Source organism: Streptomyces sp. SM1 (genome assembly GCF_002910825.1).
Classification (GTDB): domain Bacteria; phylum Actinomycetota; class Actinomycetes; order Streptomycetales; family Streptomycetaceae; genus Streptomyces; species Streptomyces okerensis.
This window is the reverse complement of sequence record NZ_NEUB01000125.1, coordinates 1-9,608: the sequence shown is the minus strand read 5'-3', so window position 1 is coordinate 9,608 and position 9,608 is coordinate 1. Positions and strand designations below refer to the sequence as shown.

General features: G+C 72.1%; 8 protein-coding genes. 5 read left to right on the top strand and 3 right to left on the bottom strand.

The window, feature by feature from the left end; translation table 11 throughout:
• The first annotated feature begins 176 nt into the window (after window positions 1–176).
• Window positions 177–1,400 carry an arginine deiminase gene (locus tag B9S61_RS02805; protein ID WP_181007207.1) on the top strand — a complete coding sequence of 408 codons (1,224 nt, stop codon included), beginning with the start codon at window positions 177–179 and terminating at the stop codon, window positions 1,398–1,400.
• Between the two features lie 59 nt (window positions 1,401–1,459).
• Window positions 1,460–2,467: an ornithine carbamoyltransferase gene (gene argF / locus B9S61_RS02800; RefSeq protein WP_103540755.1), complete on the top strand. Its 1,008-nt coding sequence runs from the start codon at window positions 1,460–1,462 to the stop codon at window positions 2,465–2,467.
• Between the two features lie 96 nt (window positions 2,468–2,563).
• Here the strand turns inward: argF and B9S61_RS02795 are convergent, their stop codons facing one another.
• On the bottom strand, window positions 2,564–3,064 hold the full coding sequence (locus B9S61_RS02795) for an ATP-binding protein (protein ID WP_103540754.1): 501 nt from the start codon (window positions 3,062–3,064) through the stop codon (window positions 2,564–2,566).
• Between the two features lie 251 nt (window positions 3,065–3,315).
• Between B9S61_RS02795 and B9S61_RS02790 the strand changes: the two genes are divergently transcribed.
• Window positions 3,316–4,143 carry an enoyl-CoA hydratase family protein gene (locus B9S61_RS02790; protein ID WP_103540753.1) on the top strand — a complete coding sequence of 276 codons (828 nt, stop codon included), beginning with the start codon at window positions 3,316–3,318 and terminating at the stop codon, window positions 4,141–4,143.
• A 102-nt stretch (window positions 4,144–4,245) separates the two neighbouring features.
• Window positions 4,246–6,690 carry a bifunctional salicylyl-CoA 5-hydroxylase/oxidoreductase gene (locus B9S61_RS02785; protein WP_103540752.1) on the top strand — a complete coding sequence of 815 codons (2,445 nt, stop codon included), beginning with the start codon at window positions 4,246–4,248 and terminating at the stop codon, window positions 6,688–6,690.
• A 10-nt stretch (window positions 6,691–6,700) separates the two neighbouring features.
• On the opposite strand, the gene B9S61_RS02780 is transcribed toward B9S61_RS02785, so the two are convergent.
• Both B9S61_RS02780 and B9S61_RS02775 read right to left on the bottom strand, forming a co-directional pair.
• Complete coding sequence (locus B9S61_RS02780) at window positions 6,701–7,531, bottom strand: PaaX family transcriptional regulator C-terminal domain-containing protein (protein WP_103540751.1); 831 nt, start codon at window positions 7,529–7,531, stop codon at window positions 6,701–6,703.
• A gap of 34 nt (window positions 7,532–7,565) precedes the next feature.
• Window positions 7,566–9,176, bottom strand: a complete 1,611-nt coding sequence (locus tag B9S61_RS02775; RefSeq protein WP_103540750.1) for an AMP-binding protein — start codon at window positions 9,174–9,176, stop codon at window positions 7,566–7,568.
• Window positions 9,177–9,292: 116 nt separating this feature from the next.
• Here B9S61_RS02775 and B9S61_RS02770 point away from each other — a divergent pair.
• Window positions 9,293–9,608, top strand: a 316-nt coding sequence (locus B9S61_RS02770) for an acyl-CoA dehydrogenase family protein (RefSeq protein ID WP_146064685.1), incomplete at its 3' end; no start/stop codon positions are given.

The window sequence follows — 9,608 nt, the reverse complement described above, 5'->3', positions numbered from 1 at the left end:
CCGGAGCTGCTGCTGCCGCCGCCCCGGGCCGCCGGGTGACACGGTGACTGAGTGACTGAGTGACTGAGTGACCGGGTGACCGGGTGACTGAGTGACCGGGTGAGGAGTGGCGGAGGCGGTGCCGCGGATCCGCCGAACCGGGGGTGAACACCCGGCCGGGTGGTCAGGATGGAGACATGACCTACCACGTCGACTCCGAGGCCGGGCGGCTGCGCCGCGTCATCCTCCACCGGCCCGATCTCGAGCTCAAGAGGCTCACCCCCAGCAACAAGGACGCCCTGCTCTTCGACGACGTGCTCTGGGTGCGCCGGGCGCGCGCCGAGCACGACGGGTTCGCCGACGTCCTGCGCGACCGCGGCGTCACCGTCCACCTCTTCGGTGACCTGCTCTCCGAGACGCTGGCGATCCCGGCGGCACGTGCGCTCGTACTGGACCGCGTCTTCGACGAGAAGGAGTACGGCCCGCTGGCCACCGACCATCTCCGCGCCGCGTTCGAGACCCTCCCGGCGCGGGAGCTGGCCGAGGTGCTGGTGGGCGGGATGACCAAGCGGGAGTTCCTGGACACCCACCCGGAGCCGACCTCCGTGCGCTTCCACGCCATGGAACTCGACGACTTCCTGCTCGGCCCGCTGCCCAACCACCTCTTCACCCGCGACACCTCCGCCTGGATCTACGACGGTGTCTCCATCAACGCGATGCGCTGGCCGGCCCGGCAGCGCGAGACCGTGCACTTCGAGGCGATCTACGGGCACCATCCGCTGTTCCGGGGGGAGTCCTTCCACCTCTGGTCGGAGGGGCAGGCCGACTACCCGTCCACCATCGAGGGCGGCGACGTGCTGGTCATCGGCAACGGCGCGGTGCTGATCGGGATGAGCGAGCGCACCACCCCGCAGGCCGTCGAGATGCTCGCGCACAAACTGTTCGCGGCCGGATCGGCCCGTACGATCGTGGCCCTCGACATGCCGAAGAGACGCGCCCTGATGCACCTCGACACGGTGATGACGATGGTCGACGGCGACACCTTCACCCAGTACGCGGGCCTGGGCATGCTCCGGTCCTACACCATCGAACCCGGCTCCGACGAGAAGGAGCTCAAGGTCACCGACCATCCGCCGGAGCACATGCACCGCGCGATCGCCGCCGCGCTCGGGCTCAGCGAGATCCGGGTGCTGACCGCCACCCAGGACGTGCACGCGGCCGAGCGCGAACAGTGGGACGACGGCTGCAACGTCCTGGCCGTGGAACCGGGCGTCGTCGTCGCCTACGAGCGGAACTCCACCACGAACACGCATCTGCGCAAGCAGGGCATCGAGGTGATAGAGATTCCGGGCAGTGAGCTGGGCCGGGGCCGGGGCGGACCGCGGTGCATGAGCTGTCCCGTACAGCGAGACACCGTATAGAAATACAAATCTTCGTATACACTTCCAAGGGTTCGTGTCCCCCAGTCCTGGAGCGCCCCATGGCGACTGTCCCGACCGCCCTCGCCGGCCGCCACTTCCTCAAGGAGGCGGACTTCACCGCGCGGGAGTTCCGCGGCCTGCTGGAGCTGGCCGCCGAGCTGAAGGCAGCCAAGCGGGCCGGGACCGAGCAGCCGTATCTGCGGGGCCGGAACATCGCGCTGATCTTCGAGAAGACCTCGACGCGGACCCGCTGCGCGTTCGAGGTCGCGGCCGCCGACCAGGGTGCCTCGACGACGTACCTCGATCCGTCGGGCTCCCAGATGGGCCACAAGGAGTCCGGGAAGGACACCGCCCGGGTGCTGGGCCGGATGTACGACGGGATCGAGTACCGGGGGGACAGCCAGGCGAAGGTGGAGGAACTGGCGCGGTACGCGGGAGTCCCCGTCTACAACGGTCTCACCGACGACTGGCACCCCACCCAGATGCTCGCCGACGTGCTCACGATGACCGAGCACAGCCCCAAGCCGCTCACGGACATTGCCTTCGCCTACCTCGGCGACGCCCGCTTCAACATGGGCAACTCCTACCTCGTCACCGCGGCCCTGCTGGGGATGGACGTACGCATCGTCGCCCCGAAGTCCTACTGGCCCGCCCAGGAGGTCGTCGACCGGGCCCGTGAGCTCGCCGTGTCCAGCGGGGCGCGCGTCACGCTCACCGAGGAGATCGCCGAGGGGGTCGCGGGCGCCGACTTCGTCGCCACGGACGTCTGGGTCTCCATGGGCGAGCCCAAGGACGTCTGGGGCGAGCGGATCGCCGCCCTCGCGCCGTACGCGGTGACCATGGACGTGCTGCGCGCCACCGGCAACCCGGACGTCCGGTTCCTGCACTGCCTGCCCGCCTTCCACGACCTCGGCACCCAGGTGGGCCGCGAGGTGTACGAGGCGCACGGTCTTCAGTCGCTGGAGGTGACCGACGAGGTGTTCGAGTCGGCGCACTCGGTGGTCTTCGACGAGGCGGAGAACCGTATGCACACGATCAAGGCGGTCCTGGTCGCGACCCTCGCCTGAACCTCCGCCCCGCGCCGGGGCCGTGCCTGCCCGAGCGGGCCGTCTCCGGGTGCTTCCGTGCCGCAGAGGGCCGGCCGATGGGGCTGGGCCTCCCGTTCAGGCCGGGCGTCGTTGTCCCGGGAGCCGGAACCACACCGCCTTGCCGGAATCGGTGGGGCGGTGGCCGCAGGACGAGCTCAGGGTGCGGATCAGCAGCAGCCCCCGCCCGTGTTCCTGCCAGGGATCGGGCTCGGTGAGCACCGGACGGGTGAGGTTGCCCGGGGGCGCCGGGTCGGCGTCGTGCACCTCGACCTGGAATCCGGTCGGCAGCAGCCGCACCACCAGCTCTATCGGGGTGCTCCCCGAGGTGTGCTCCACGGCGTTGGCCACCAGCTCCCCCGTCAGCAGTTCCGCCGTGTCGCTGTCGGCGGTGTGCTCCCGCTCGGCCAGTGCCGTCCGGACCAGTGCACGGGCCACCGGCACTGCCGCGGTGGAGTGCGGCAGCGCGACGCGCCAGGAGGTGGAAGCGGGGGAGGGTTCGTGCACAACGGGTCCGTTCGTGGAGCGGGCGCTCCTGTATTCAACCGTCAATGGTACGGCGCACCCGGTGCCGCCCATCGAGGGGGCGGCTCCGGAGCCCTGTCCGGCGCCGTCCGGGGCGTCGGGCCCCGGCAACCGCGGCCTACCCACGCACGGGCCCCGCCTCGCACGCCCGGTCCCACCGTTACCGGTACGTCGACGAGTCGTGACGGACGGGACGGACCCCGTACGGAGTATCGCGCACCCGTGACGACAGTCACCGATGAGTGATAACTTCGTGGGGCAGAACTCGGTGAGCAGCGCAGTGCCCGTCCGAGGAGGCCGCCCTCATGAGTCCCTTCACCGGCTCCGCCGCCCGTACCGACCGCTGGGAGCACCTGCGCGTCGACCTGGACGACGGCGTCGCCACCGTGACCTTCGCCCGCCCCGACAAGCTCAACGCGCTCACCTTCGGCGCCTACGCCGACCTGCGCGATCTGCTCGCCGAGCTGTCCCGGGAGCGGGCGGTACGGGCCCTGGTGCTGGCCGGCGAGGGGCGCGGCTTCTGCTCCGGAGGCGATGTCGACGAGATCATCGGCGCGACCCTCTCGATGGACACCGCACAGCTGCTCGACTTCAACCGGATGACCGGCCAGGTGGTGAGGGCGGTACGGGAATGCCCGTTCCCGGTGATCGCCGCGGTGCACGGAGTGGCGGCCGGCGCCGGCGCGGTCCTCGCCCTGGCCGCCGACTTCCGCGTCGCCGACGCCGGCGCCCGCTTCGCCTTCCTCTTCACCCGGGTCGGCCTGTCGGGCGGCGACATGGGCGCGGCGTACCTGCTGCCCCGGGTGGTCGGTCTGGGGCACGCCACCCGGCTGCTCATGCTGGGAGACCCGGTGCGCGCACCGGAGGCCGAGCGCATCGGCCTGATCAGCGTGCTGACGGACGAGGGCCACGCCGACGAGGCGGCCGGGGCCCTGGCCCGCCGGCTCGCCGAAGGCCCCGCCCTGGCCCACGCCCGGACGAAGGCCCTCCTCACCGCCGAACTCGACATGCCCCTGGCCGCGTCGGTCGAACTGGACGCTTCCACCCAGGCCCTCCTGATGACCGGCGAGGACTACAGAGAATTTCACGCGGCCTTCACGGACAAACGCCCTCCGAAGTGGCGGGGAAGGTAGCGGATGTTCTCGACGCGGGGCACGGCAGTCTTCCCAGGGGCGCGGGGTCGTGGTGGTTCTGCGGCTGTCGCCGCGTGGGCGTGACGGGCGGGGAGGTAGCGGATGTTTTCGACGCGGGGCACGGCAATCTCCGAAGGGGCGCGGGACTGTGCTGGTTCTGCGGCTACCTCCCCGCGGGCGCGACAGGCCACGGACGGCCCGCAGGCGCCCGACGAGCGAAACCACCCCCTCCGCGTGGCGGTCATCGGCGGAGGCCCCGGCGGCCTCTACACCGCCGCGCTGCTCAAACGCCTCGACCCCACCCGCGACATCACACTCTGGGAACGCAACGCCCCCGACGACACCTTCGGCTTCGGCGTGGTCCTCTCGGACGAGACCCTCGGCGGCATCGAACACGCCGACCCCCAGGTCTACAGGGCGCTCCAACAGCACTTCGTCCGCTGGGACGACGTCGACATCGTCCACCGCGACACCCGTCACACCTCCGGAGGACACGCCTTCGCCGCCCTCGGCCGCCGCCTCCTCCTGGAGGTCCTGCACGACCGCTGCCGCGCCCTCGGCGTCGACCTCCGCTTCCGCGCGGACGCCCCCGACGCGGCCCGGCTGGCGGAGACCCACGACCTCGTCGTGGCCGCCGACGGAGTCAACAGCAGGACCCGCGAGGCCTTCGCGGCCGTGTTCCGCCCCCGGATCACCACGCACCGCTGCCGCTACATCTGGCTCGCCGCCGACTTCGCCTTCGACGCCTTCCGCTTCGAGATCGCCGAGACCGAGTACGGCCTGATGCAACTGCACGGCTACCCCTACTCCCGCCCGTCACCCGGCCCTCACCCCTCGACAAGGCCCACCGGGCCTCGGAACGAAGGGGCCTCCACCGTCATCGTCGAGATGCGGCAGGAGGTGTGGCACGCCGCCGGGTTCGACGACATGGACGAGACGGAGTCCGTCGCCCGCTGCGCCAAGATCTTCGCCGACGCGCTCGGCGGACGCCCGCTGAAGTCCAACAACTCGGCGTGGACGACCTTCCGCACGGTCGTCAACGAGCGCTGGTCGCACGGCAACGTCGTGCTGCTCGGCGACGCCGCCCACACCGCGCACTTCTCCATCGGTTCCGGCACCAAGCTGGCGGTGGAGGACGCACTCGCGCTCGCCGCCTGCCTGCGTGAACAGCCCACCCTCGAAGAGGCGTTGACCGCGTACGAGACGGAACGGCGTCCCGTCGTCGCCTCCACCCAGCGGGCGGCCCGGGCCAGCCTGGAGTGGTTCGAGGACCTGCCCCTCCATCTCTCCCGGCCGCCCCGCCAGTTCGCCTTCAACCTGCTCACCCGCAGCCGCCGCGTCACCCACGACAACCTGCGGCTGCGCGACCCCCGCTTCACCGAGGCCGTGGAACGCGACTTCGGCTGTCCTCCGGGTACGCCCCCGATGTTCACCCCGTTCCGGCTGCGCGGACTGACCCTGCGCAACCGGGTCGTCGTCTCGCCCATGGACATGTACTCGGCCGTCGACGGCGTCCCGGGCGACTTCCACCTCGTCCACCTCGGCGCCCGCGCCCTGGGCGGCGCCGGGCTCGTGATGACGGAGATGGTGTGCGTCAGCCCGGAGGGCCGCATCACCCCCGGCTGCGCCGGTCTCTACACCGGCCGGCAGGCCGAGGCGTGGCGGCGGATCACCGCATTCGCGCACGAGCGGGCGCCGGGTACCGCGATCGGCGTGCAGCTCGGCCACAGCGGGCGCAAGGGCTCGACCAAGCTGATGTGGGAGGGCATGGACGAACCGCTCGACGACGGCAACTGGCCCCTCGTCGCCGCCTCCCCGCTGCCCTACCGGCCGGACGGCCAGGTGCCCAGGGAGCTGTCCCGTGCCCAGCTCACCGACATCAGGGAACAGTTCACCGCGGCCGCCGTGCGGGCCGTGCGGGCCGGCTTCGACCTCCTCGAACTGCACTGCGCCCACGGTTACCTGCTCTCCGGCTTCCTCTCCCCCCTCACCAACCGCCGTACCGACGCCTACGGGGGCTCACCGGAGAAGCGGCTGCGCTTCCCGCTGGAGGTCTTCGACGCGGTGCGCGCGGTGTGGCCGGAGGAGCGGCCGATGACCGTCCGGATCTCCGCCACCGACTGGGCGGAGGGCGGCACCACGGCCGAGGACGCGGTCGTCGTCGCCCGTGCCTTCGCCGCGCACGGTGCCGACGCGATCGACGTGTCGACCGGGCAGGTGGTCGCCGACGAGGAACCGGAGTTCGGCCGCTCGTACCAGACCCCGTTCGCCGACCGGGTACGGAACCAGGCCGGGATCCCGGTGATCGCGGTCGGCGCGATCTCCTCGTGGGACGACGTCAACTCCCTGCTCCTCGCCGGGCGTACGGACCTCTGTGCCCTGGCCCGTCCTCATCTGTACGACCCGCACTGGACCCTGCACGCGGCGGCCGAACAGGGCTACGAGGGGCCGGGCGTTCTCTGGCCGCCGCAGTACCGGGCGGGCAGCCGCCGTCCGCAGACCGGACGTACCGACGCCCCCAAGCCGCGGCTCACGCTGACCGACTGAGCACGCCCGCTCAGGGCTTGGGATCGGTCTCCAGGGCCGCGTAGCCCGCGCCCGCGTCGCGCAGCCGCTCGTGCAGCGCCCGGAAGACGGCCGTCGAGCGCGTGCCCGGCCAGTCCCCCGGGAGCAGCGCGGCTGGCAGGCCCGGGTCGGCGTAGGGGAGGTGGCGCCAGGAGTCCAGGGCGAGCAGATAGTCGTGGTAGGCCTCCTCGGGCGGGGTGTCCGTGCGCCGCTCCCAGGTGCGCAGCACATGGGCGTGCCGCTCGAGGAACGCCTCGTGCCGCCCGGCGATCCCGGCCAGGTCCCACCAGCGGGCGACCGCCTCCGCGGTGGGCGCGAAGCCCAGGTGCTCACCGCGGAAGAGGTCGACATAGCCGTCGAGGCGCAGCCGTTCCAGGGTGTGCCTGGTCTCCTCGTACAGCCGGGCGGGGGCGATCCACACCCCCGGTGCCGCCGTGCCGAAGCCGAGACCGGACAGCCGGGAGCGCAGTACATGCCGCTTCTGCCGCTCGGACTCGGGCACGGAGAACACGGCCAGCACCCAGCCCTCGTCCCCGGGCGGGACGGTGGCGTAGATGCGCCGGTCACCGTCCTCCAGCAACTGGCGTGCGTCGGGGGACAGTTCGTACCCCGCCGCGCCCCGTTCGGTACGCGCGGGGACGAGCAGCCCGCGCCGTTTGAGCCGGGACACCGAGGAACGCACGGACGGGGCGTCCACGCCGACCGCGGCGAGCAGACGGATCAGTTCGGCGACGGGCACCGGGCCCGGCGCGAAGCGGCCGTACGCGCCGTAGAGCGTGACGATGAGAGACCGTGGAGCATGCTGGTCGGACACGTTGATCATCTTAGGTCGTGCCGACGGCTGTCGGTCCCCGGCATCAGCCCTGGTCATCTCCCGTACCGGCGGGAGCCCGCAGCCGGAACCGCTGGAGCTTGCCGGTGGCCGTGCGGGGCAGTGCGTCCAGGAGGACGATCTCGCGCGGGCACTTGTACGGTGCGAGCTCCGACTTCACGAAGGCGCGCAGGGCCTCAATGTCGCGTGCGGCGCCCTCCTTGAGGACCGTGTACGCCACCACGACCTGGCCGCGCGCCTCGTCGGGCCGCCCGACCACCGCCGCCTCCACCACGTCCGGGTGGCGCAGCAGGGCGTCCTCCACCTCCGGGCCCGCGATGTTGTACCCGGCCGAGATGATCATGTCGTCGGCGCGGGCCACGTACCGGAAGTAGCCGTCGGGATCGCGGACGTAGGTGTCGCCGGTGATGTTCCAGCCGTCCCGCACGTACTCCCGCTGGCGCGGGTCGGCGAGATAGCGGCAGCCGACGGGGCCCCGCACCGCGAGCAGTCCCGGCTCCCCGTCCGGCACGGGGGCGCCGTCCGCGTCCTGCACGCGCGCCTCCCACCCGGGCACCGGGACCCCCGTCGTCCCGGGCTTGATCCGCTCGTCGGCGGCGGAGACGAAGATGTGCAGCAGTTCGGTGGCGCCGATGCCGTTGATGATGCGCAGCCCGGTGCGCTCGTGCCAGGCGTTCCAGGTGGCGGCGGGCAGGTTCTCGCCCGCCGAGACACAGCGGCGCAGCGAGGAGAGGTCGCGGGTGCCGGCTTCGCCGAGCATCGCCCGGTAGGCCGTGGGCGCGGTGAACAGCACCGACACCCGGTGCTCGGTGATCGCCGCCGACAGCTGTGCGGGATGGGCCTGTTCGAGCAGCAGCGCGCTCGCGCCGGCGCGCATCGGGAACACCACGAGCCCGCCGAGCCCGAAGGTGAAGCCGAGCGGAGGACTGCCGGCGAACACGTCGTCCGCGACCGGCTTCAGTACGTGCCGGGAGAAGGTGTCCGCGATCGCCAGCACATCCCGGTGGAAGTGCATGCAGCCCTTGGGCCGGCCGGTGGTGCCGGAGGTGAAGGCGATCAGGGCGACATCGTCGGCGGCGGTCGGCACGGCCTCGTACGGGGTGCCGGGCGCGGGACGGTGCAGCAGGTCGTCGGGGGAGTCGCCGCCGTACGTGGCGATCCTCAGGCCCGCGATCTCGGCCTTGGCCAGGTCGTCGACCGACCGGACGTCGCACAGGGCGTGGCGGACCTCCGCGATCGAGCAGATGGTGCTCAGCTCGTGCGGGCGCTGCTGGGCCAGCACGGTGACGGCGACCCCGCCCGCCTTCAGCACCGCCAGCCAGCACGCGGCCAGCCATGGCGTGGTGGGCCCGCGCAGCAGCACCCGGTTGCCGGGTACGACGCCGAGGTCCCCGGTGAGCAGATGCGCGAGCCGGTCCACCCGGGTCCGCAGCTCGCCGTACGTCCATGGCGCGCCGCCCGGCGTGCGGAACACCGGGCGGTCGTCGGGCGGGCCGTGCAGCAGTTCGGCGGCGCAGTTCAGCCGCTCGGGGTAGTCCAGCTCCGGCAGGCCGAAGCGGAGCTCGGGCCACTGGCCGGGTGGCGGGAGATGGTCGCGGGCGAAGGTGTCGACGTGCGCGGTGGCCCGTGGATTCATGACGGTTCGCCCCCTTGGCGTGGTGGGCTCGCATCAGGAGCGTATCGCGTTGGTGACGACAGTCAACGGTTCGCGATAGCCTCGGGGGGTGACCGGCGGCGAGGAAGGGACCGCAGATGGCCGCATTCTCGCTCGAACCGGAACAACTCGCCTGGTGTGCGGAGCTGCGCACCCTGGCCGCACGGCGGCTGCGGCCGCTCGCCGAGAAGGGCGAACCCGGCCGGGTCAACCGCGCCCTGGTCGCCGAACTGGGCACCGCCGGCCTGCTGCCCCGGCTGTTCACCTCCGGCGCGCTCGACCTCTGCCTGATGCGCGAGTCCCTCGCCCACGCCTGTACGGAGGCGGAGACCGCCCTCGCCCTCCAGGGCCTCGGCGCCCACCCGGTGCACGCCCACGGCACCCCCGCCCAGCGCGCCCGCTGGATCCCCCGGG